This is a genomic window from Janthinobacterium kochi (genome assembly GCF_051380715.1).
Lineage (GTDB): Bacteria > Pseudomonadota > Gammaproteobacteria > Burkholderiales > Burkholderiaceae_D > Janthinobacterium.
Window position 1 is genome coordinate 67,060 of record NZ_JBNYXO010000004.1, and the last position, 20,846, is coordinate 87,905.

At 64.3% G+C, this 20,846-nt stretch carries 20 protein-coding genes and 1 pseudogene; 10 read left to right on the top strand and 11 right to left on the bottom strand.

Translation table 11 applies throughout. The features are described from left to right. Positions 1–6: 6 nt before the first annotated feature. The 5 genes from ACQ4WL_RS10700 (at position 7) to ACQ4WL_RS10720 (ending at position 6,451) form a co-directional block, all read left to right on the top strand. Positions 7–1,779: an FAD-dependent oxidoreductase gene (locus ACQ4WL_RS10700; protein ID WP_436509706.1), complete on the top strand. Its 1,773-nt coding sequence runs from the start codon at positions 7–9 to the stop codon at positions 1,777–1,779. Beyond that, positions 1,776–1,961 carry a hypothetical protein gene (locus ACQ4WL_RS10705; protein WP_436509707.1) on the top strand — a complete coding sequence of 62 codons (186 nt, stop codon included), beginning with the start codon at positions 1,776–1,778 and terminating at the stop codon, positions 1,959–1,961. The genes ACQ4WL_RS10700 and ACQ4WL_RS10705 overlap by 4 nt, the downstream gene beginning before the upstream one ends. Beyond that, positions 1,958–3,262, top strand: coding sequence for a homogentisate 1,2-dioxygenase (gene hmgA, locus ACQ4WL_RS10710; RefSeq protein WP_436509708.1), 1,305 nt, complete (start codon positions 1,958–1,960; stop codon positions 3,260–3,262). The genes ACQ4WL_RS10705 and hmgA overlap by 4 nt, the downstream gene beginning before the upstream one ends. A 124-nt stretch (positions 3,263–3,386) precedes the next feature. After that, positions 3,387–6,080 (top strand): polysaccharide deacetylase family protein, encoded by a 2,694-nt coding sequence (locus ACQ4WL_RS10715; RefSeq protein WP_436509709.1) that lies wholly within the window; start codon positions 3,387–3,389, stop codon positions 6,078–6,080. 2 nt (positions 6,081–6,082) lie between these two features. Next, on the top strand, positions 6,083–6,451 hold the full coding sequence (locus ACQ4WL_RS10720) for an immunity 22 family protein (RefSeq protein WP_436509710.1): 369 nt from the start codon (positions 6,083–6,085) through the stop codon (positions 6,449–6,451). Here the strand turns inward: ACQ4WL_RS10720 and ACQ4WL_RS10725 are convergent. Next, the gene (locus ACQ4WL_RS10725) at positions 6,436–7,653 is read right to left on the bottom strand and encodes a response regulator (protein WP_436509711.1); all 1,218 of its coding nucleotides are present in this window, start codon (positions 7,651–7,653) and stop codon (positions 6,436–6,438) included. The two genes, ACQ4WL_RS10720 and ACQ4WL_RS10725, sit on opposite strands and share 16 nt — an antisense overlap. A gap of 94 nt (positions 7,654–7,747) precedes the next feature. On the opposite strand from ACQ4WL_RS10725, the gene ACQ4WL_RS10730 reads away from it, so the two are divergent. Together ACQ4WL_RS10730 and ACQ4WL_RS10735 are read left to right on the top strand one after the other, a co-directional pair. Further along, positions 7,748–8,011: a hypothetical protein gene (locus ACQ4WL_RS10730; protein ID WP_436509712.1), complete on the top strand. Its 264-nt coding sequence runs from the start codon at positions 7,748–7,750 to the stop codon at positions 8,009–8,011. A 17-nt stretch (positions 8,012–8,028) separates the two neighbouring features. After that, positions 8,029–8,226 (top strand): RNA 2'-phosphotransferase, encoded by a 198-nt coding sequence (locus ACQ4WL_RS10735; protein WP_436509713.1) that lies wholly within the window; start codon positions 8,029–8,031, stop codon positions 8,224–8,226. On the opposite strand, the gene ACQ4WL_RS10740 is transcribed toward ACQ4WL_RS10735, so the two are convergent. The 7 genes and pseudogenes from ACQ4WL_RS10740 to ACQ4WL_RS10770 form a co-directional block, all read right to left on the bottom strand. Next, a complete protein-coding gene (locus ACQ4WL_RS10740) occupies positions 8,227–9,426 on the bottom strand; it encodes a PepSY-associated TM helix domain-containing protein (RefSeq protein ID WP_436509714.1) in 1,200 nt (399 codons plus the stop codon). It abuts the gene before it with no gap. Continuing rightward, positions 9,426–11,894: a TonB-dependent siderophore receptor gene (locus ACQ4WL_RS10745; RefSeq protein WP_436509715.1), complete on the bottom strand. Its 2,469-nt coding sequence runs from the start codon at positions 11,892–11,894 to the stop codon at positions 9,426–9,428. Before ACQ4WL_RS10745 ends, ACQ4WL_RS10740 begins: the two co-directional genes overlap by 1 nt. Before the next feature lie 104 nt (positions 11,895–11,998). Next, on the bottom strand, positions 11,999–13,003 hold the full coding sequence (locus tag ACQ4WL_RS10750; protein ID WP_436509716.1) for a FecR domain-containing protein: 1,005 nt from the start codon (positions 13,001–13,003) through the stop codon (positions 11,999–12,001). Continuing rightward, complete coding sequence (locus ACQ4WL_RS10755) at positions 13,000–13,509, bottom strand: sigma-70 family RNA polymerase sigma factor (RefSeq protein ID WP_436509717.1); 510 nt, start codon at positions 13,507–13,509, stop codon at positions 13,000–13,002. Before ACQ4WL_RS10755 ends, ACQ4WL_RS10750 begins: the two co-directional genes overlap by 4 nt. A 118-nt stretch (positions 13,510–13,627) precedes the next feature. Continuing rightward, a pseudogene (locus tag ACQ4WL_RS10760) lies at positions 13,628–14,017 on the bottom strand (HupE/UreJ family protein); the annotation flags it as partial. Continuing rightward, positions 14,014–14,082 (bottom strand): hypothetical protein, encoded by a 69-nt coding sequence (locus ACQ4WL_RS10765; protein ID WP_436510070.1) that lies wholly within the window; start codon positions 14,080–14,082, stop codon positions 14,014–14,016. The pseudogene ACQ4WL_RS10760 and the gene ACQ4WL_RS10765, both read right to left, overlap by 4 nt. 242 nt (positions 14,083–14,324) lie before the next feature. Continuing rightward, positions 14,325–15,104 carry an EAL domain-containing protein gene (locus ACQ4WL_RS10770; protein ID WP_436509718.1) on the bottom strand — a complete coding sequence of 260 codons (780 nt, stop codon included), beginning with the start codon at positions 15,102–15,104 and terminating at the stop codon, positions 14,325–14,327. A 201-nt stretch (positions 15,105–15,305) separates the two neighbouring features. Here ACQ4WL_RS10770 and ACQ4WL_RS10775 point away from each other — a divergent pair, with 201 nt between their 5' ends. Together ACQ4WL_RS10775 and ACQ4WL_RS10780 are read left to right on the top strand one after the other, a co-directional pair. Next, positions 15,306–16,526 carry an MFS transporter gene (locus tag ACQ4WL_RS10775; protein WP_436509719.1) on the top strand — a complete coding sequence of 407 codons (1,221 nt, stop codon included), beginning with the start codon at positions 15,306–15,308 and terminating at the stop codon, positions 16,524–16,526. 242 nt (positions 16,527–16,768) lie between these two features. Beyond that, positions 16,769–17,410: a CatA-like O-acetyltransferase gene (locus ACQ4WL_RS10780; RefSeq protein ID WP_436509720.1), complete on the top strand. Its 642-nt coding sequence runs from the start codon at positions 16,769–16,771 to the stop codon at positions 17,408–17,410. Here ACQ4WL_RS10780 and ACQ4WL_RS10785 read toward each other — a convergent pair. After that, the gene (locus ACQ4WL_RS10785) at positions 17,407–18,168 is read right to left on the bottom strand and encodes an AraC family transcriptional regulator (protein ID WP_436509721.1); all 762 of its coding nucleotides are present in this window, start codon (positions 18,166–18,168) and stop codon (positions 17,407–17,409) included. The genes ACQ4WL_RS10780 and ACQ4WL_RS10785 overlap by 4 nt on opposite strands. 85 nt (positions 18,169–18,253) lie before the next feature. On the opposite strand from ACQ4WL_RS10785, the gene ACQ4WL_RS10790 reads away from it, so the two are divergent. Beyond that, a complete protein-coding gene (locus tag ACQ4WL_RS10790) occupies positions 18,254–19,018 on the top strand; it encodes an alpha/beta fold hydrolase (protein WP_436509722.1) in 765 nt (254 codons plus the stop codon). Between the two features lie 2 nt (positions 19,019–19,020). Here ACQ4WL_RS10790 and ACQ4WL_RS10795 read toward each other — a convergent pair whose 3' ends face one another. Next, the gene (locus ACQ4WL_RS10795) at positions 19,021–19,662 is read right to left on the bottom strand and encodes a LysE family translocator (protein WP_436509723.1); all 642 of its coding nucleotides are present in this window, start codon (positions 19,660–19,662) and stop codon (positions 19,021–19,023) included. A gap of 106 nt (positions 19,663–19,768) precedes the next feature. Continuing rightward, a complete protein-coding gene (locus ACQ4WL_RS10800) occupies positions 19,769–20,845 on the bottom strand; it encodes a YeiH family protein (RefSeq protein ID WP_436509724.1) in 1,077 nt (358 codons plus the stop codon). Between the last annotated feature and the right edge of the window lies 1 nt (position 20,846).

The following is a 20,846-nucleotide window of genomic DNA, read 5'->3' on the forward strand; positions in this document are numbered from 1 at the left end:
GCCATCATGAGCGACACGTTTCACCCTTACCCCCATGTGCCGAAGGTGTATCCGCCCGGCAAACCGGCGGGCACATCGACGCAGCACGTCCCGGTGCTGATCGTCGGCGGCGGCCCCGTGGGCCTGGCCACGGCCCTGGGCCTGGCCCGCCACGGCGTGCGTTCGGTGCTGATCGAAGCGGACGATGGCGTCTGCACGGGCAGCCGCGCCATCTGCATCTCGCGGCGCAGCCTGGAAATCATAGCCCGCCTGGGTGCGCTCGAGGGCTTTCTGGCCAAGGGCTTGCCCTGGGCGGGCGGACGCAGCTTTTACCGCGACGAGGAAGTGCTGCACTTCACGATGCCGCAAGATGCGAACCAGAAATTGCCGCCCATGGTCAACCTGGCGCAATACCATATCGAGCAATTCCTGCTCGAAGCGGCTGAACGCCAGCCGGAGCTGATCGATATCCGCTGGCAAACGCGGGTCACTGGCGTGGACCAGCGCGCCGACGGTGCCAGCGTCACCGTCGCCACGCCCGATGAAACCTATCAAATCGACACGGACTGGCTGGTGGCGGCCGATGGCGGGCGCAGCGCCGTGCGCGACGCGCTGGGCCTCAAATTGCAGGGCACCAGCTATGAAGGGCGCTATGTGATCGTCGATATCCACCTGAAGAGCGACCGCCCGACGGAGCGCCTCGCGTATTTCGACCCGCCATCGAATCCCGGTTCGACCGTGCTGGTGCACAAGCAGCCCGACGATATCTGGCGCATCGATTACCAGCTGCGCGACGACGAGGATGCGCAGGCGGCCGTGCTGCTGGAAAACGTGGCACCGCGCGTGGACAGCCTGCTGGCCATGATGGGGGAGACACAGCCGTGGCATCCCGTGTGGATCACCATTTATAAGGCCAATGCCTTGACCCTGGACAAATACCGGCATGGCCCCGTGCTGTTTGCGGGCGATGCGGCCCACCTGGTGCCCATCTTCGGCGTGCGCGGAGCGAACTCGGGCATCGACGATGCGGATAATCTTGCCTGGAAGCTCGCGTATGTGGTCAAGGGGCAGGCGCCACAGGCCTTGCTGGACAGCTATTCGGACGAGCGCGTGTTCGCCGCCCATGAAAACCTGCGCCACGGCACGAAAAGCACGGAATTCATGGCGCCGCCCACCTTCGCCTTCGAACTGATGCGCACGGCCGTGCTGGGACTGGCGGGCAAGCATGCGCATGTGCGCTCGCTGATCAACCCGCGCCAGACCAGCGCCATCGCGTATGCGCAGTCACCGCTGAATACGCCGGATGGCGAGGCGTTTGCCGCCGGTCCCGCGCCGGGCACGGTCTTGCCCGAATGTCCGCTGGCGCTGCCGCACAACGGCGGACAAAAAGCGGGGTATATTACCGATCTGGTACAGCGCGCCGATGGCGATTTGATGGGAATGTACTTCAGCGAGGATGGCTGCGTGCCCGGCGAACTGCTGGCGCTGGGCGACATCTTGCCGTTGACGACCGTGGCGATCACCCGCAGCGCAGTGCAAGGGTGCGCCTGGGATCACACGGCGCAGGTATTCTTGCTGTTTGATGCCCGGCCCGGCACGTTTTACCTCGTGCGCCCGGACGGGCACGTGCTGGGGCGCTGGCGGCAGGTGCAGGCGGGGCAGGTGCTCGAAGCGCTGGCAAAAGCCGGGGTCAGTCCCTTCGGGAGCGGTACGCGCCCCATTGGGGCGTGCACCCCCGGCGGGTCTGACCTTAGTAGTTTGCGCAGCGGGTTATTAAAAGTTATTAAGGAGGCAGCATGACCGACATCGAACTGGATAATTTATACACCGAACTGTGCCACACCATGGGCGGCCTGGGCGAACAGCGCTCGCCCCTGTTCCTGGCACGCTTCGCCTTGCTGGCCATCGGCGCCATCGGCAAGGCCGACGTGGTGCAGGGCTTGCTGCGCGACGCGGCCGACGGCCTGGGGGAGCGCGCATGATAGGCGCCGGCTACCAAAGCGGCTTCGGCAACGAATTTGCCACGGAAGCCATCGCCGGCGCCTTGCCGCAAGGGCAGAATTCGCCGCAGCAAGCGCCCCTAGGCCTGTATGCGGAACAATTGTCGGGTACGGCCTTCACGGCACCGCGTGCGCAGAACCGGCGTTCCTGGCTTTACCGCATCCGTCCCGCCAGCCAGCATCCGCCATTCACTTTGCTTGCCAACACCCGCATCGTCAGCGATTTCCACGCCATGCCCCCCACGCCGCCGAACCAGCTGCGCTGGGACCCGCTGCCGCTGCCCGACAGCGCCGCGCCGCTGGACTTCATCGACGGCTGGCAAACGATGGCTGGCAATGGCAGTGCCGAAGCGATGAGCGGCTGCGCCATCCACGTGTACGCGGCCAACCGCGCCATGCAGCGCTTCTTTTATTCGGCCGATGGCGAACTGCTGGTCGTGCCGCAAGAGGGCCGGCTGGCGATTGCCACGGAACTGGGCTTGCTCGAGCTGGAGCCACAGGAAATCGCCGTGATTCCCCGCGGCGTGCGCTTTCGCGTGACCCTGCCGGACGGCAAGGCGCGCGGCTATGTGTGCGAAAACTTCGGCACGGCTTTTCGTTTGCCGGACATGGGGCCCATCGGTTCGAACGGCCTGGCCAACAGCCGCGATTTTTTGACGCCGCATGCGGCCTATGAAGATATCGATGGCGAGTGCGAACTGGTGGCCAAGTTTGGCGGGCACCTGTGGCGCACGACCCTCGACCATTCGCCGCTGGATGTCGTGGCCTGGCATGGCAATTACGCGCCCTACAAATACGATTTGCGCCGTTTTAACACCATCGGCTCGATCAGCTACGACCATCCCGACCCGTCGATCTTCCTCGTGCTGCAGGCGCCCAGCGAAAATCCTTTATTCGGCGCCATCGACTTCGCCATCTTCCCGCCGCGCTGGCTGGCCGCCGAACACACGTTCCGCCCACCCTGGTTCCACCGCAACGTGGCCAGCGAATTCATGGGCTTGATCCATGGCGTGTACGACGCCAAGGCGGCCGGTTTCGTGCCGGGCGGCGCCAGCCTGCACAACTGCATGTCCGGCCACGGTCCCGATGCGCAGACGTTCGAAAAAGCGTCGCGCAGCGACACGTCCGCGCCCGTCAAGGTGGGCGACACCATGGCCTTCATGTTCGAGACGCGCACCATCCTCAAGCCCACGCCGTTCGCGCTGGACGGCGGCCTGCTGCAAAACGATTATTTCGCGTGCTGGCAAGGCTTGCGCAAGCATTTTGATCCGGACCCGCTGTGACCCTTTGGCTGCCTGGCAATAATCGTACGGCCCATATTGCCAAGCGTGCTCTACAATTATGGAATAAGAAACTGTCGGCGCACGTGCGCCGCCTTACTCCGTAGTTGAAGGGAAAAATTAGTCTGTGACTTCCAAGCCGATCAAGATTGCCGCCACCGTCGTCGTGGCACTCGCCGCTGGGGCCGGCATTTATGCCTATACCCGTCCCGCCGCCACTGCCACGCCGGGCGCCCCGTCCTCGGGCAGCGCGGCCGCCTCAACCCAACCGACCGTCGACACGGCCGCCGTGGCCGCCCAATTCCGCGACTTGCTGGCCAATTTCCGCAAGATCATCGTGCTGCTGGCCGACGAGCAAAGCTTGCCGGAAGGGGCGCGCGACGAAGCGAGAAAGGTGGGGCAGGCCCTGTTCCATGAAAATCAGGAACGCATCGCCAAGCTTGATCTTGCGCTGGATCAGTTGACTGCGCCCACCAATCCGGGCCGCTTCGAGGCGCTCGACAGTTTATTGACGTATATCGAATCCGATCCCGGCCTGTACGACGCGGACCGCCTCGCTTTCCGCGAACTGCTGCAAAGCATGCTGGCCGACGTGGCCAAGGATTCCTCCTTGCCGGCCATCAAACTGCACAAGCGCATTTCCGAAGACCTCGATGCGCTGGGCGAGATCGAGCGCAATTACGAGAAGGAAATCCGGCAAATCTTCGGCAACCTGGGCCAGCGTGCCATCGAACTCAAGCGCGAGCGCTGGGACGATTACGTGGCGCAGCTGAAAAAACTGTACAGCCGCGAGCAGATCCTCAAGGAAAACGGCATTGTCGTGCCGTATGCTGTTCCGCCAGTTGGTTCGATGCCCGAAGCCAAGCCCGTGCCAAAAAAAGATGAGGCGGAAATCTTTGGCCTCGGTTTGCCGAAGAAAACCATCGTGCTGACCTTTGACGACGGCCCGCACCGCCGTTACACGGAAGAAATCAGTGCCATTTTGAAACAGTATGGCGTGCCGGCCGTGTTCTTCAACGTGGGCCGCAACCTGGGCAGCCTGGATGCGGAAGGCCATGCCAAGCTGAACGCGGGCGCGGAAGTGAGCCGCAAGCTGATGAAGGAAGGCTATGCCGTGGGCAACCACAGTTTCAGTCACGCCCAGTTGTCGAAACAGACGGGCGACAAGCTGAAAGGCGAAATCCTCGGCACGGACACTTTATTGAAAGCCATCAGCCCCGAGCGGGCTGCGCTGTTCCGCTTTCCGTATGGCGCGCGCAATAGCGAAGGCATGGCCGCGCTGGCCGATGCGCAGTTGAAATCCGTGATGTGGAATATCGATTCGCTGGACTGGGCCGATCCCGTGCCCAGCTCGATCACGAACCGCGTGCTGGCGTCCGTCGACAAGGCGGGACGCGGCATCGTCCTGTTCCACGACATCCACGAACGCACGGTGAAAGCCTTGCCGGCCGTGCTCGACAAGTTGATCGCCGAAGGCTATCAATTCGCCGGCTGGGATGGCACGAGCTTCCAGGTAGCGAAAAGCACGGCGCCCGCGCCGGAAAAAGTGCCTGTGACCACCGGTTACGCCAATTCCTGGGCCGTGGTGATCGGCATCGATGATTACGCCAAGTGGCCTAAATTGCAATATGCGGTGCGTGACGCGCAAGGCATCCGCGAAACGCTGATTGAAAAGTTTGCCTTTGCGCCCGAGCGTGTCGTGACCTTGAAAAATGGCGAAGCGACGCGCAACAACATCCTGGCCGCTTTCCACGACAAGCTGGCCCATGGCGGCGTGCAAAAGAATGACCGCATCTTCGTCTTCTTCGCCGGCCACGGCGCCACACGCAAGCTCAGCTCCGGACGCGACCTCGGCTATATCGTGCCCGTCGATTCCGATCCGGCGCAGTTCGCCACGGATGCGATCCCGATGACGGAAATCCAGAATATCGCGGAATCGCTGACGGCCAAGCACGCGTTCTTCGTCATGGACGCCTGTTACAGCGGCCTGGGCCTGACCCGCGGCGCCGGTTCCAGCTCATTTTTGCGCGACAACGCCAAGCGCATCGGCCGGCAAATGCTGACGGCCGGCGGCGGCGACCAACTGGTGGCCGATGGCGGGCCGAACGGCCACTCCGTGTTCACGTGGACCCTGCTGCAAGGCTTGGCGGGCAAGGGTGACCTGAACGGCGATGGCTTGATCACGGCGACGGAACTGGCGGCCTACGTGGCGCCGGCCGTGTCCAGCGTCTCGAACCAGACGCCCGCGTTCGGCAGCCTGCCCGGCTCGGAAGGCGGCGATTTCGTCTTCGAATTGCCGGGCGAGATGGAATTCCTCAGCCCGAACACGACGCAATTGTCGACGGAAGCCATCGCCCTGAACAGCAAGCTCGATGCCAAGCCGCAAGCGGCCAGCGTGACGGTGAAGGACTTGCAGGGCGGCGAACAGAAGATCGTCACGCCGGGCGCCGTGCCGACCTCCACGCGGCAACTGGCGCAGCGGGCCAACGACCGTGGCTTGCAGTTGTACAAGGAGAAACAGTATGCGGCGGCGGAAGCGCAATTTACGGAAGCGCTGAAATTGCGCCCCGATTTCGCGCTGGCGGCCAACAACCTCGGCTTTGTCTTTTACAAGCAGGAAAAATACCGCGAAGCGGCCCGCTGGTTTGAAAACACGGTCAGGATGGATCCGTCGCGCGCCATCGCCTATCTGAACCTGGGCGACGCGTATGCCAGGGCTGGCAATGCCGCCAAGGCCAAGGCCGCGTACAAAACCTACCTGGAACTGGCGCCGACGGCCTCGACGGCCCCGGCCGTGCGGCAAAAGATGGAGAAGCTGTAATTTTGTACATTGTCCACGTGTTTGCCTGCAGCGGGCGCTTTCCCGGCTGGGAAGCGCTGCAGGCATATTTGGCGCCCACGTACACGGAGGATGGCGATGCCGTGCCATCGCCATTCTTCCTGGAAACGGGTCTCACGCAGTACGAGCCAGCGTGTGTGGAAAGCGCTATGCTGGCGTCTCCGGCGCCGCTGGCGCAATTGCTCGATGGCGTGTCGTATGGCGACAGCTGGCTGGCACAGGCGTGCGCGGACGCTGAAGCGCAGGGCGTGCTGGCCGATACGAGTGTGTGCGTATTTGCGCCGAATCAACTGGCGCACCCGCAGCGCAGTTCGCTCCATTACGTGGGCAGTTACCGTTACCGGGTGGATTGATCGCCGTCCTGGCGCTCTTCGTGCAATAGTTTGTTGACGGCCGCCAGCAGGCTGGTGCCCGACGTGGTGATGAAACGGGCGCCCGCCGCTTCGGCTTGCGTGCCGTAACTGGCGACCGTATCCTTGCTGCAATACACGATGATGGGCAACGCGGGCTGGGCCTGCCGCACTTCGCGCACCGTGCGCACGCCCGCATCCTTGATGCGGCGGCCGTTTTCCACCCGTGCCATGTCCGTGATCAGCAGTGCGTAGGGCTTCTGTTGCAGCATGGCCAGCGCCTGCCGCGTCGAGACCGCCTGGTCGACCTTGATGTTTTCCCGTTCCAGTTGCTCCACCAGCAAGGTATTGTTGCGTGGATGGTCATCCAGCCACAGCACCAGGGTGGCGGGCTTTTTCTCCGCCGGCACGCCGGCCAGGGCCGTGACGGCGGCGCCGCCATCGGGCGGGTGGGCCAGCAGCAGCTGCGTGACGGCTTCCTGCATGTCCTCGAGCGACTTTTGCTGCAAACGGCTCAGTTCCGTCACTTCGATTTCCTTGCCGCTTTCCAGGCGCACGGAGTCATTTTTGACGAGGCTGTCGGCGCGCTTGATCATGATGGACAGGTAAATGCGCGTGAGCAGGTAGCCGATCAGGAAACCATGCACGGAAAAAAACAGCATGATGCCGCCCACCACCGCCATGGCCGTGGGTGTATCCGTGGCCAGGCTGGGCGCAATGAAGGCGGCCATGCTGCGCGCGCTGCCGGGCAGGCTTTTGAGCTCGATCAAGCCCACGCCGACGATGATTTTCGTCAGCCAGTCCGACACTTCCACCAGATTTGAATTGATTTCCATGGGCGTGGGCGTGCCCAAAAACAGGGTATTGCTGGGGGTGCCGGCCGCCGTATCGGCGTTTGCTGCGGGCGGTTCGTCCGTGGGGTGTCCCTTGCCATTGGCCCGCTCGTCGGGTGGCGCGGCGTTGACGGTGCCCGATGGCAGGCTGCGCGGTATGCCGAACAGGAATCCCAGCAGCATGCCGCTGACGCATAAGCCCAGGCTCCACAGCAGTGCCGGCACGGCATGGTAGTAGGGCGGCAGCAGGGCGCCGGCCAGCACCGCGAGCAGCCCCGCCAGCAAGATGAACAGCAGGATATACGGCAGTGCATCGCGCTTGCGTACGGTGGCGGTGGTGGTTGCCTTGCTGGCGCGGTCGTTCAGGTCCACGGTCTTTCCTTGAAAAGGCTGAATCCAGGCGGCCAGTCTGTCGCGTATATATTCCGTAGGGGCCCGTACTGACAGCATAAAAAGGGGAGGCGCGATGCGATTGAGAAAACGCAAACTGCTGGCAACTTGTGCACTGGTATTGTTAAGCGTGGGGCGCCAGGCGGCGGCGCCGGCTGACACTGCCAGCGTCGCCGATGCAGCGCGCATCGCGCTCGACGTGTTCAACAAGCGCGCCAGCGACATCGACTATTACTATGCCTCGCGCTTGCCCGGCGAGGCGGCGGACTGGGTGAACGACCGGCATTTTCATCCGGTGGAACCGCGTTCCGCGCGCCTGACCTTGTCATATGCGTTTTGATAACGGTAAACTGGGGCATGACGGATCATTTAGTAAATACCAGCCAATCTCTTTCCCTCATATTGGGCCACGCCCCCGAAAAAATCGGCCTCGCGCTCGATACAAACGGCTGGGCCGACATCGGCCAGTTGCTCAGGGCCACGTGTTTTTGTGTGTCGGATAATGGCGTGTGGCTGGCGGAAGCCGTGTCGGCGGGATTTATCGGCTTTCCCTGATTAATGAAGGAGGGTCCTGGCCCTGGCCTGGCCCTGGCGCTTGCGGCGCCAGATCAGCACGCCTGTCACGCTCAAGCCCGCCACCAGCATGCCCATGGCGCAAATGAGCAGCTTGAAGGGCCAGCCCCACATCGAGGCCATGTGCAGGGCGCTGATCCAGCTGCGGATGGTGTCGCCGCTGGCCGCGCCCGTGGGCAGCCAGGTGGCCAGCTGCCGGCCACTGGCCGCGTCGAAAAAGACGGTGGTGAGGCCCTTGTGGGCGCGCACGTCGCGGCTGCTGCGCACCATGTAGCGGTACACGCCCAGCTCGCGTTCATACGCCAGCGCGTTTTCCTCGAGGATGGCAAAGGCGTGCTGGCGCGCCAGCTGCGCCATCAGCAGGCGGCCCTGCGCGCGCGCGGCCGGCCAGTCCAGGTGCGGCGCGGAAGACAGCGTGTGGCGCACGACGATTTCCTCTGTCCCCTGGTGCGCAAACAGGGGATGCATCACGGCCGCATACGCGCCATACAGGTTGAAGGCGACGCCGCTCCAGGCAAACACCAGCAGCATGGCCCACAGCCACAGGCCGCCCGCGCGGTGCAGGTCGAATACCAGTTTATAGCTGCCGCCATGCCGGCGCAGCAGCCAGGACGGGCGCCAGCGCTGCAGCCACGGCCTGCTGCCCGGCGAGCGTTTTTTCAGGCGTGCGGGGAAGGTCAGGGCGGCGCCGATGAAGCAGTCGACCGTCCACACGATGGCGATCAGGCCGAAAATCAGCAAGCCCGTGTCGCCCAGCGCCAATGCGTAATGCAGGCGCTCGATGAAGGGCAGCAGGTTGATGGCGCCCTGGCTTATCTCGCCCCAGCGGCGCTGGCCAAGTATCGCGCCCGTGTAGGGATCGACAAACACTTCGTCGCTGGCCAGGGGAGCGGCGCCAGACTGGCGCAGGTAAAACACCATGCTGTGGCCGGGCGGCGCCGACAGCGGCGCGTAGCTTACCTGCGCCCGGGGGAAGCGCGCAGCAATCCTCTCGCGTAGCAGCAGGGCGTCGAGCGGCAGTGCGTCCGGCGTTGGCGGCGCCACGCGGAAGACGGCGGGCAGCATGGCAGCCTCCAGTTCATCCTTCCACGCGAGCAGGCTGCCCGTGACGCCGGCCACGATGAGGAAGCCGGCCATCAGCAGGCCTGCGTAGCGGTGCAGGGCCGCTAAAGCGGGGCGCATCAGAAACGATACATGGCGCTGACGTTGGCCGTGCGTTCGGCGTTGCGGTAGCACAGGCCAGGCAGGTAGCCGCAGTCATACAAGGTCTGCTTGTTGAGCACATTGTTGACGTTGAGGGAAAACTGCCACGGCCCGCGCGACACGCCCAGCGCCGCATCCCACTGCGTCAGGCCGCCGTTGCGGATGTTCAGGTTGTTGCCGTCGGAGTTTGAGCGCATGGCGCCGAGGAAACGCATGCCCAGCGCGGCATACGCGGGCAGGGCCGCGCCCACGTTGAAGAACTGGCGCGCCCATGCCGAGGCGCTGTGGCGCGGCGCGCCCGATTGTTGCAAGCCCAGATCGCCGTTATTGCTCTTTCTGACCTCCGTATCCAGGTAGGTGTATTGCGCGATCAGGCTCAGACGGCTGGCGAACTCCGTGCGCGCTTCCAGTTCCAGGCCGCGCGAACCCACCTCGCCCGTTTGCTGCAGGCGGCCAGGATTGCCGATGTCGGATGTGGTGACGTTGTCGCGCACCAGGTCGAAGACGGCCGCCGTGTAGCTGGCGCGCTGGCCCACGGGTTCGTAGCGCACGCCCGCTTCGAACTGCTTGCCGCGCGACGGTTTCAAGGCATCGCCGTTTGCCGTGATGCCCAGTTCGGGCGAGAACGAGGTGGCGTAGCTGACATACGGCGCCCAGCCGCCATCGAACAGGTAGACGGCGCCCACGCGGCCCGTGGTGGCCGATGGCGACTGGTGGTAGTCGGGTTTGACGGCACCGCTATGGAGGTCGGTGACGTCGCGCGACTGCGTGGCCTTGTCGCGACGCAGGCCCGCCGTCACCACCCAGCGGTCCCATTTCAATTGATCCTGCGCATACAGGCCCAGCTGGCGCGACGGTGCGTCCGCGCGCGTGGGCGCCTTGGCTGCAACCAGGGGCTGCTTGCCATACACAGGCTGGTACAGGTCGAGCGGCTCGATAAAGCCTTTCTGGTGGCGGTAGTCGTCCGTATTGCGGATATTCGCGTAGTCCACGCCCAGCAGTACCTGGTGCGTCAGGCCGCCCGTGGCGAAGCGCGCCTGCAGCTGCGTATCGGCGAACAGGCTTTTCGACGCCGTATCGACGGGCATGAAATAGCGCTCCACCGTGCCATCGTCATTCAAGCCCAGGGGGAACATGTCCGTGCGGTCGTTTTTCAGGTGCGTGTAGCGCAGGTTCTGGCGCAGCGACCAGGTGTCGTCAAATCTGTGCTCGAACTCGTAGCCCAGCATGGTGTTGCGGCGCTTGAATCGGTTATCGTCGCCCATCAGATTGACACCCGGATCGACCTGTCCGCGCGGGCCCGGTTGCAGCAACTGGTTGGGAAACGCGTACTGCTGGTTGTCCTGCTCGTAGCGGGCCAGCAAAGTCAAGCGCGTGGCGGGGCCCGCCTGCCAGGTCAGCGAGGGGGCGAAGTACAGGCGGTTGTCGTGGTCGCGCGACAGCCGCGTATTCGCTTCGCGGCCCAGCATCACGACCCGGTACGTCCAGGCGCCTGGGGCGTCCAGCGTGCCGCCCACGTCGGCTTTCAGCTGGCGGCGCTGGTAGCTGCCGACTTCCACGCCCACTTCGCGCACGGCGTCCGCGCTGGGGCGCTTGCTGACGGCGTTGACCATGCCGCCCGGCGGAATCTGCCCGTACAGCACGGAGGCGGGACCGCGCAGCACTTCCAGGCGTTCCAGTCCATACGGTTCGATCGAGGCGCCAAAGGTGCGGCCCGAATTGCGCAAGCCATCCTGCAAGATGCCGTTCGTCTCGATGGTGAAGCCGCGCAGCAGCGAGGAATCGTCGCTGCCCAGCGGGCGCTGGTTCGGCGTCACGCCAGCCGTGTAGCGCAGGGTTTCATCGAGCGATTCGGCATTGCGGTCGCTGATTTCATCTGCCGTGACGACGGACATGGATTGCGGGTTTTCATTCAGGGCCGTATCCGTCTTGGTGGCCGAGGCGGCGCGCCGCGCCACATATCCGCGCACGTGGCCTGTGGCCGTTTCGCGTTCGCTGCTGGCATTGATGGTGATGGCGGGCAGGGTTGCGCTGGCCTGCGCCTGTACACCTGCCGGCGTTGTCGGCGTTTCTGCCCGCAGCGCATACGCGCCGCTGGCGCCCGTCACCACGCGCACGCCCTGGCCGCGCAGCAGTTCCTCGAAACCCTGGCGCACGGTGTAGCTGCCCGCCAGGCCGCCGCTGTGCTTGCCTTGCAACAGGGCCGCATCGGCTGACAGTTCCACCCCGGCCGCGCTGGCGAACGTGGTCAAGGCCCGCTCCAGCGAACCGGCGGGGACCGCGAACTGGCGCTTGGCTTGCGCATTGTCCGCCGTCTGGGCGCGGGCGTTCGGCGCCGTGATGGCCAGGGTACTCACCGCGGCACCGGCCAGGAACAGGGCCTGGATAGCGGCGGCAAGGGGAAACGGGCGCGGATGGCGGGCGGGCGCGTGCAGGCGATGGGGCATGGTGCAAATCCTTGGAAAGTGGCAGGAAAAAAATCGGTTCTTCCCGTATTCCGAACGACAAGCCAAAACCCTCAACGTTTTTTCACTTATTTTGCATGTATTTTTCAGGAGGCCTGGCGCGGCCCCACGCTGACCCAGTAGCGCGTGCGGTAGCTCAGTTGCACGGGCAGGCTCAGGGCCAGATTGGCCAGCGAGCGGTCCGTGTCGCGCAGCGAGTACACGCCTGTCACGCGCAAGCCGGCGATGGACTCGTCGCAGCGCAGCACGCCGTGGCGGTAGCGCCCCAGCTCGGCCAGCAGCTCGTCCAGGCGCATGCGCTCGGCCACCAGGCTGCCATCGGCCCAGGCGGCGGCGCTGTCTTCCACCTTGCCGATGTCTTGCACGGCGTGGCGCGTGTAGCCAGCCTGCTGGCCCGCCTGCAGGTGCAGCGAGGGTGCGCCATCCCGCAGCAGCAGCAGCGGCCGCAGCGCCACGGCGCCCTGGAACACGGCGACACGGCTCTCGCCATCATCGATGCGCACACTAAAGCGCGTGCCCAGCGCCGTGGCCGTGCCGTGCGGCGTTGCCACCAGCAGCGGACGGTAGACAGGCGACGTTTCATACCCGCTGGTGACGAGGATGGCGCCCGCGCGTAGCACGATGCGCCTTTCATTGGCGCTGTAGTGCACGTCGATGGCGCTGGCCGTGTCCAGCACCACTTGCGTGCCGTCGGCCAGCGTGATGGCGCGCGTCGCGCCAACAAACGTGCGGTAGTCGCTGGCGGCGCGCTGCCACAGGCTGGACTGGCTCGACTCGTGCGCCAGCAGGGCGGTGCCGCCGCCCGCCGCGATCAAGCCCAGCAGCTGCAGCGCGCGGCGGCGTCCGGAGGCACGGTGCGGCGCTGGCGCCAGGGCGCCGCGCGCAACGTCCCGGGGCAAAGCCTCGAATTGCCGGGCGAAACGCTGCAGCCGGGCCCAGGCCCGTTCGTGTTCGGGGTGGGCGGCGCGCCAGGCGGCGCAGGCGTCGGCATCGGCGGCGCTGGCGTCTTCCGCCCACAGCCGCGCCATCCACTCGGCGGCGCGCTGCAGCACGGCGGGGGCGATGGGAGCGCTGTCCAACTGGGCACTCATGCGCATTGCGCCGCGCAGCAGGCCAGCAGGGCGCGGGCGATGTATTTTTCCACGGACGAGACGGAAACCTCGAGGCGCGCGGCGATATCGGCGTAGCCCATGCCTTCCAGTTTGCACAGCAAAAAGGCGTCGCGCACCTTGGCCGGCAGGCTGGCCAGGATGGCGTCGATCTCCAGCAGCGCTTCGACGATCAGCGCGCGCGTTTCGGGCGTCGGCACGGCCGCTTCCGGCTGCGTCGCGATGGCGTCCGCGTAGGCCGCCTCGATATGCCGGCGGCGGAACAGGTCCACCACCAGCCCATTGGCGATCTGCGCCAGGTGCTGGCGCGATTCCGCCGGTTCGGGTGCGCGGCCCCGCGCGAGGATGCGCAGATACGTGTCGTGCGCCAGGTCGGCTGCGTCGAAGGCGTTGCCCAGCTTGCGGCGCAGCCAGCCCTGCAGCCAGCCATGGTGGTCGCTGTAGAGCACTTCGATTTGCCGGTGCAGTTTCAATTCGGGGCGTAGCATGCAACCTTTCCATGCCATGGTCCGCGGGACAGCGTGGCCTTGATGCGATTGAGAATTGTTCGTATTGTAGCCCGATTGCCTGGACTTGTGGCCCGGCAGTGGCGGGCCAGCAACGCCATCAGGCTGAAAACAGCTTGATATCGGTCACTCTCTCCACCAGCCACACGCCAGCCACCACGGCGATGGCCAACTGGCCGATTTCCACACCCACGTTGAAGCCCAGCAGGCTGGCCAGCAAGGAACCCTGAGGCAAGCCCAGGTCGCGCAGCACGCTGGCAAAGCCGAAGCCGTGAATCAGGCCGAAGGCAAAGGCGGCCACGGGCCGCTTGCTGCGGAACAGCGGCGGCAGATTGTTCAGCGCTGCCAGGGTCACGGAAGCGGCAACCGCCGATTCCACCCAGCGCGAGGGCAGGGAAATGAGCGACAGGCTGGCCAGGCTCAAGGGGATGGAGTGGGCGAGCGTAAAAGCCGTGACGACTTTCAGCACGTCATAAAAAGCCCCCTTCAAGCCGTGCTCCAGCCGCCGATGACAGGGTCGCTGCCGGTCGTCAGGCAGGCGGTCGGCACTTCCATTTCGATGGCCGTGACGTTTTTCCGCGCCAGGTCATCCTTGGACGCTGCAGGTTTCGCGCACGGTCAGGCCGGGCGGGGTGGCGCTGTCGATGGTGCCGCCGTTGATGAGCAGCGGAATCGGGACTTTCTTGCCGCCTTTTGTTCGCGTTGACAGACAAGTCCAAAAAACTGCAGGCTGCCTGACTTATACGACCGACGGGAGAAAACGGATTGACTCTTGGCCAGGGCGTGCTGGCTGCCTGTCACCACGCTGCGGGATCGATCACGCCTATCGCCATCAGCGCCGGTTTGCAAAATAAATATCCCTGCATCAGGTCGATGCCCATCTCCTTCAAGCAATCGCGTTCGGCGGCCGTTTCGATGCCCTCTGCCAGGACTGTAATGTGGAGTTCCTTGCAAATGGCGATGATACCCCTGACGATCGCCTGCTTGGGTGCGCTTGCCTCGATGCCGCGCACCAGTTCCATGTCGATCTTGATGATGTGCGGCTGATATTCCGCCAGCAGGCTCAGTCCCGCGTAGCCGGCGCCGAAATCGTCGATGGCCGTCTGAAAGCCGAAGCGGCGATACTCATGGAAGATGTTGACGAGGTGGGGCCGGTCGCGCACTTCTTCGCCCTCGGTCACCTCGAAGATGATGCGGCGGATGGGGAAATTGTATTCGCGCGCCGCGGCTAAAGTGGCCTGGATGCACGCCTCGGGACGGTACACGGCATTCGGCAGAAAATTGATGGACAGATATTCCTCGATGCCCAGCCGGGCTGCGCCCTGGATGGCGCGCACGCGGCAGGCCTGGTCGAAGACATAGCGGTTTTCGTCATTGACCTGGGACAGGATCGAGTATGCCGATTCTCCGTTGGGACCACGCACCAGTGCTTCATGGGCAAAGATCGAGCGCGTGGACAGTTCGACGATCGGTTGGTAGGCAAAGGTGAAGTCGAAGTCCAGTGGCCCGGCTTGCTGGCACTGGCTGCAGCCTGCTTTTTTCCCCGCTTGGCCTGAGGTGTCGCTGGATGAGGTCATGGTCGCGCTAGCTTCTGATGAAAAATGTACGAGTTTTATACAGCAGTTATACCACGCCCTGCCGCCGGTGGAACGCTATTTCTGGTGCACAAAGATAGACGGAGGACTATGTCCGGGTGAGAAAGGAAGCAGCAAGGCGCCCGAGATGTCCACGCACTTTGTAGTAAGCTGGTCGCCTCCTGATTTCCTGCATGCACAGTCATGACCGAACCGTCCGCCGCCGTACCTTCCACCGTTTCTTCCCTCTCCGGTAAATCGATCCGCCGCCGCTCGCTGTTCGCCGCCTGCAGCGCGCATGCCGTGCATGACGGCTTGACGGACGTGATCTACGTGCTGCTGCCCATCTGGCAGGCGCAGTTTGCCATCAGCTACGCCATGGTGGGCCTGATGCGCGGATCGTACTCGGGCATGATGGCCGGATTCCAGTTGCTGGCCAGCCGCCTGGCCAGGCGCTGGGGACGCGAACGCATGCTGGTGGGCGGCACGGCGCTGGCCGGGGTCGCTTACCTGATTGCGGGGCAGGCGGGCGGCCTGGCCGTGCTGCTGTTTGCCTTGCTGCTGGGCGGCCTGGGCGCCAGCACGCAGCATCCGCTGGCCTCGTCCATCGTCACCGACACGCACGAGGCGGGTGGCGGCGTGAAGGAAGCGTTGTCGCACTACAACTTTGCCGGCGATATCGGCAAGACCCTGATTCCCGCCCTGGTGGGATTGCTGTTGCTGGTGTGCAGCTGGCAAGCCAGCGTCTCGCTGCTGGGACTGCTTGGCCTGGCGGCGGCCGGCTTGCTGTGGTGGCTATTGCCGAAAGGGGGCGAGTTGCAGGCTGGCACCAGGAAGGCGGGCAAGAGTATCGTGGGCAGCGGCTCGAAGGGGAGTTTTCGCGCGCTGCTGGCCACGGGCACGCTGGACAGTGCCGTGCGCATGGGCTTTTTGACCTTCTTGCCATTCTTGCTGAAAAGCAAGGGCGCGGGCACGGCCGGCATCGGCGTGGCCCTGTCTCTGCTGTTCGTGGGCGGCGCCTTCGGCAAGCTGCTGTGCGGCTATCTGGGCGCGCGCATCGGCATGATGAAGACCGTGTGGCTGACAGAATCGATGACGTCCGTACTTATTGTCGCGGCCCTGTGGCTGCCGCTGGCCGGCATCATGGCCATGTTGCCCTTGCTGGGGCTGGCGCTGAACGGCACCTCGTCCGTGCTGTACGGCGCGGTGCCGGAACTGGCCGAGCCAGGCAAGCGCGAGCACGCGTTCGCCCTGTTCTACACGGGCAGCATCGGCGGCGGGGCGCTGTCGCCCGTGCTGTTCGGCGCGCTGGGCGACCATACGAGCGTGAACACGGCCCTGCTGGCGCTGGCGGCCGTATTGCTGCTGACCTTGCCGCTGGCGTGGAAGGTGCAGCGGGGCATGGCGCACGGTGGCACCACCTGACAGGATGGCTCGCATGAGGCTGCCATTGCCGTGCGACAAACACGATACGCAGCATGCGCAAGCCCCCCATTCCCCCGGGCTGGCTGACACCGTGAACGGGGAATTGACACGCATTACTCTGGCGCCAACGGTTGCCGAGCTGGAGGAAGGCGTGGCCGAGGTGGCCCTGGCAATTTTGGGCAGGCAGCGCTGCCCATGCGGCGTGACTTGCCCGCCAGCACCCCATCGTCTACACTCGCCGCATGAAAAATTTTGCAAAGCGGCGCGACCGCTATGACTTGTTCCGCGCGTTTGACAATCCCCTCGTCAACATCAACTTCCAGCTCGACGTGCCGGACTTCCGGCCCTGGTGCAAGGAACGGAAAATCCCCGTGTTCCACTTTTTCCTGTTTTGCCTGCTCAATACGGTCAGGGAGATCGACAACTTCATGTACCGCATCTACCAGGGCGAAGTGATCAGGATCGACGATTTTCCTGCCTCGTACACCGTCATCAATGGCGACGACAACCTCAACTACACGCGTTTCATGATGACGGACCAGCTCGATGTATTCATCGAACGCAGCCTGGAAGCCAAGCGCCTCGCCGAAGCCAGCTCCGCGCTGATCAATACAGGCGAGGGCGAGAGCGAGCGCGAGCAGCGCAACAATGTTTTCATCACCTGCCTGCCATGGCTGGATCTGGCGGCCATCGAACACCCGATCTACCGCCACCGCGACGCCGATATCCCGACCTTTACCTGGGGCAAGTTCGGCCCCGCGCAGCCGGATGGCCGCATGCGGGTGCCGTTTTCCGCGCAGGCGCACCATGGCTTTGTCGACGGCTACCATGTGCAGAAACTGGCGCAGGCCCTTGACGAGCGCATCGCCGCCATCATTGCCTAGTTCGACAGATAGTTGCTGGGCGCCTGGCCCAGCATGCGGCGAAAGGCGGCCGTGAAGGCGCTGGGGCTGGCATAACCGAGGTCCAGCGCGACGCGGGTGACGGTTTGCCCCTCGGCCAGCCGGGTGATGGCTGCCAGCAAACATGCTTGCTGGCGCCATTGGGCAAAGCCCAGCCCCGTCTGGGTACGGAACTGGCGCGTAAAGGTGCGCCGGCTCATGCCTGCCTGCGCCGCCATTGTGTCCAGCTTGCTGTGCAGGCTCGGTTGTTGCAACAGTTGCGTGCAAAGCTGCGCCAGCCTGGCATCTTGCGGCAGGGGCGCATTGAGCGGCAGGGGTGTGGCTGCGGCAATCTCATCGAGCAGCAAGGCCATCAACCGTCCGGCGCGCGACGCTTCCGTATACAAGGCGTCCACGCTCACGGCCTCGGCCAGCAGCTGGCGTAGCAGCGGCGAGGCATCGAGCACCTGGCAATCGGATGGCAAGCCCATCCTGGCGATGGCTGCCTCGTCAATGAAGACATTGTGCATGGTCACGGCGCCCTGCATGCGCATGCCGTGCGTTAGCCGTGCTGGTACCCAGCAGGCCCGTTGCGGCGGCACCAGCCAGTTGCCGTGGGGGGTGTGCACGCTGATGACGCCGCGCGCCGCATAGGCGAATTGCCCGCGTGCATGGTTGTGGCTGGGAAAAATGGCGCCGGGAGCATGGTCGCGCGCGGTGGCGATCAAGGCGCGCGGCACTTCCGTATAAAAATCATCCATGGCCCATACTCTACAGTATTTGACCTGCTATCGAAGGCGGGCCGCTTGATCTGCCCTTACCATCCACTCTTTTTCAGGAGTGTGTATGCACAATAGCTATCATCGCGTGGGCCATGGCCCTCACGCCGTCATCGTTCTGCACGGCTGGTTTGGCGACGCGCACGCGTTCGCGCCGATGGAAGCGGCCCTCGATGGCGGCGCTTTCAGCTATGTCTTCATGGACAATCGTGGCTACGGCGGCATGCGTGGCGTGCCCGGCGATTATTCGATGGACGAAGTGGCCACGGACGCGTTGGCGCTGGCTGACGCGCTGGGCTTTGCCACGTTCAGCGTGGTGGGCCATTCCATGGGCGGCATCGCGCTGGAACGGCTGGCCTTGTTGGCGCCCTTGCGCTTGCGCAAACTGGTGGCCGTGGCGCCCGTGCCCAGCTGCGGCGTGGCGCTTGATGCGCCGGCGCGCGCGCTATTTCTCGACGCCAGCGGCAACCAGCAAGCGCGGCGCGCCATCATAGCCCGCAGCACGGGCGGGCGCTTGCCCGCCACCTGGCTGGACTGGAAGGCGCAATATTCGTGGGAAAGTTCGGATCAGGCCGCGTTCGCCAATTATTTCCTTGCGTGGAGCGGGACGGATTTCAGTGAAGAAGTCAAGGCGGCGCGCGTGGCATTGCCCTTGCTGGCGCTGGTGGGAGAGCACGACCCCCGTTTCGATGCGGCCCTGATGCGCCGCACATATCTGGCGTGGTACCCGCAGGCCAGGCTGGAAGTGCTGGCCAATGCGGGACACTATCCAATGAATGAAACGCCGCTGGCCCTGGCGGCCAGCATCGAGGCATTTTTATCAGTGAAGTAACGTTACGCCGCCTTGGCGCGCAGGCGCAGCAGGCTCAGGCCCAGCAGCACGAAGGCGCCGCCCGAAATGCGGTTGAACAGCCTGGCGCGGCCCGGCGCGGCCAGCTGGGTTTTCAGCAGGCGCGCCAGGTTGGCGTAGAACAAGTGGGCCAGCATGGCGCAGGCGACAAACGACGTCGTCAGCACGGTGAACTGGATGGCCACGGGTTCGCCCGGCGTGATAAATTGCGGGAACAGGGCCGAAAAGAACAGGATGGCCTTCGGATTGGTCAGCGCCACCGTCAAGCCCTGGCGGAAAAGTTTCCAGAACGAGTTAGGATTGGCCGCGCCAAGTGCCACAGGGGCATCGGCCACGATGCTGGTCTTGCTGCGCCATTGCTTGATGCCCAGGTACACCAGATACAGGGCGCCAGCCAGTTTCAGCAGCATGAAGGCCGTGGCCGAGGTGGCCAGTACGACGCCCATGCCGGCCATGGCCACGCCGGAAATGATGAACAAACCGAAGCCATTGCCCATGCTGCTGATCATCGCGCGGCGCGGGCCGACGGCGATGGCATTCGAGATGGCCAGCAGGACGGCCGGGCCGGGAGAAAACGTGACGAGCAGGGCGACGCTGCAAAAAAGCAGCCAGTTCGAGAGATGCATGGGTGTTCCTGGGTGGGGCCGAAGCCGGATTGAGTGTCAAAACACCTATATTGTACGAAGTTTTCGACTCCCGCGTCAGCGGCCCCGGCTTGAATCAGGCTCAGCTTCAGCCAAACAGGCTGGCGACCACATGGTTGATGGCCGCGCCACCGGCGATCAGCCAGCAGAACAGCAGGCCGGCCAGCAGCAGCGGCCTGATGCCGGCGCGGCGGATGGCTGACATGTGCGTCGTCAAGCCCAGGGCCGCCATGGACATGGCCAGCAAGGCCGTGTCGAACTCGGTGATAGTGGCTACTGCGCTTACTGGCAGCAGGCCCAGCGAATTGAATGCCACCATGGCAATAAAAATGAAGGCGAACCAGGGAATGGCCAGCTTGGCCGCCTTGTCGTGGCCACCGGTCCTGGCCGTGCCGCGTGCCAGCACCGCCGACAGGATGACGAGGAAGGGCGCCAGCATCATCACGCGCACCATCTTGGCGATCACGGCCGCATTCGCCGCTTCCTGCCCGATCGACTTGCCGGCTGCCACCACTTGCGCCACTTCATGTACGGTCGAACCGATGTACACGCCAAACGCCGTGGGCGTGGCGCCCAGCACATGCCAGCCCAGGTTTAACTGGTACAGCAAGGGATACAGAAAGATGGCGATGGTACCGAAAACGACGACGGTGGAGACGGCCACGGTGACATCCTCGCTGCGTCCCTTGACGACGGGTTCCGTGGCCATCACGGCCGCCGCGCCGCAGATGGAACTGCCCGCGCCGATCAAAATGGCGCTGTTGCGTTCCAGCTTGAACACCTTGGTGCCGAGGAACATGGCCAGGCCAAACGTGGACGCCAGCACCAGCGCGTCGATGGCGATGCCGGCCAGGCCCACCTGGCCGATATCCTGGAAGGTCAGGCGGAAGCCGTACAGGATGATGCCCAAGCGCAATAAAGTCTGCTTGGAAAAGGCCACGCCCGCACCGCAGGTGGGCGCCAGGCGGCCATACACGCTGTTGCCGAGCACAATGCCCAGCATGATGGCCAGGGTCAGCGCGCTCATGCCGTGGCTTTGCATCCATGCCAGCTTGCCCAGCGCGATGGCGCCCCAGGCGATTGCGCCGCTGAGCAGCAGGCCCGGCAGAAGGCGGCCATAGCGGTCGCTGGAACTTGTTGTGTTGCTTGTTGAGAGGGATGACATG

What these genes read in the sequence shown, in the direction of transcription:
- ACQ4WL_RS10700 (WP_436509706.1), top strand. Translation starts at nt 7, where the DNA reads ATGAGCGACACGTTTCACCCTTACCCCCATGTGCCGAAGGTGTATCCG.
- ACQ4WL_RS10705 (WP_436509707.1), top strand. Translation starts at nt 1,776, where the DNA reads ATGACCGACATCGAACTGGATAATTTATACACCGAACTGTGCCACACC.
- hmgA (WP_436509708.1), top strand. Translation starts at nt 1,958, where the DNA reads ATGATAGGCGCCGGCTACCAAAGCGGCTTCGGCAACGAATTTGCCACG.
- ACQ4WL_RS10730 (WP_436509712.1), top strand. Translation starts at nt 7,748, where the DNA reads ATGCGATTGAGAAAACGCAAACTGCTGGCAACTTGTGCACTGGTATTG.
- ACQ4WL_RS10735 (WP_436509713.1), top strand. Translation starts at nt 8,029, where the DNA reads ATGACGGATCATTTAGTAAATACCAGCCAATCTCTTTCCCTCATATTG.
- ACQ4WL_RS10740 (WP_436509714.1), bottom strand. Translation starts at nt 9,426, where the DNA reads ATGCGCCCCGCTTTAGCGGCCCTGCACCGCTACGCAGGCCTGCTGATG.
- ACQ4WL_RS10745 (WP_436509715.1), bottom strand. Translation starts at nt 11,894, where the DNA reads ATGCCCCATCGCCTGCACGCGCCCGCCCGCCATCCGCGCCCGTTTCCC.
- ACQ4WL_RS10750 (WP_436509716.1), bottom strand. Translation starts at nt 13,003, where the DNA reads ATGAGTGCCCAGTTGGACAGCGCTCCCATCGCCCCCGCCGTGCTGCAG.
- ACQ4WL_RS10755 (WP_436509717.1), bottom strand. Translation starts at nt 13,509, where the DNA reads ATGCTACGCCCCGAATTGAAACTGCACCGGCAAATCGAAGTGCTCTAC.
- ACQ4WL_RS10770 (WP_436509718.1), bottom strand. Translation starts at nt 15,104, where the DNA reads ATGACCTCATCCAGCGACACCTCAGGCCAAGCGGGGAAAAAAGCAGGC.
- ACQ4WL_RS10775 (WP_436509719.1), top strand. Translation starts at nt 15,306, where the DNA reads ATGACCGAACCGTCCGCCGCCGTACCTTCCACCGTTTCTTCCCTCTCC.
- ACQ4WL_RS10780 (WP_436509720.1), top strand. Translation starts at nt 16,769, where the DNA reads ATGAAAAATTTTGCAAAGCGGCGCGACCGCTATGACTTGTTCCGCGCG.
- ACQ4WL_RS10785 (WP_436509721.1), bottom strand. Translation starts at nt 18,168, where the DNA reads ATGGATGATTTTTATACGGAAGTGCCGCGCGCCTTGATCGCCACCGCG.
- ACQ4WL_RS10790 (WP_436509722.1), top strand. Translation starts at nt 18,254, where the DNA reads ATGCACAATAGCTATCATCGCGTGGGCCATGGCCCTCACGCCGTCATC.
- ACQ4WL_RS10795 (WP_436509723.1), bottom strand. Translation starts at nt 19,662, where the DNA reads ATGCATCTCTCGAACTGGCTGCTTTTTTGCAGCGTCGCCCTGCTCGTC.
- ACQ4WL_RS10800 (WP_436509724.1), bottom strand. Translation starts at nt 20,845, where the DNA reads ATGTCATCCCTCTCAACAAGCAACACAACAAGTTCCAGCGACCGCTAT.